At 67.0% G+C, this 400-nt stretch carries 1 pseudogene; it reads right to left on the reverse strand.

Features of this window, described 5'->3' with window-relative positions:
* Window positions 1-400, reverse strand: a pseudogene (locus XI04_RS08075) (hypothetical protein); the annotation flags it as partial.

Raw genomic sequence — 400 nt, forward strand, 5'->3', positions numbered from 1 at the left:
TAGGTGTCGGCGTAGCCCGTGCCCTGAATGCCCTCGATCGAACGCAGCGTATCGGTCCCGATCGACCCGTCGCCGGTCGCCGTGCCTGCCGCCATGTCGATCGCGACGCCGCCCGTGACCGTGCTGAGGCTGTTGTAGATGGCAACGTCGAAGCCGGCGCGGCCGTCGATGTAGTCGTCGCCGCCAAGACCGGTGAAGTTGTTGTTGAAGCTGCTTCCCAGCAGCGTGTCGGCGAAGGTCGAGCCCTGCACCGCGTTGACGCCGGTGAAGGTGTCGGTGCCCTCGGTCGCACCTGTCGCGCTGCCGGCAACCGTGACGGCATTCGTGGTCCCGACGACGCTGGTCTCGAGGTCAACGCTGACGCTCGAGGCCGCGATCTGGTAGTTCAGGCGGGTGGAGC

Source organism: Bradyrhizobium sp. CCBAU 11430 (assembly GCF_028128855.1).
Taxonomy (GTDB): domain Bacteria; phylum Pseudomonadota; class Alphaproteobacteria; order Rhizobiales; family Xanthobacteraceae; genus Bradyrhizobium; species Bradyrhizobium ottawaense.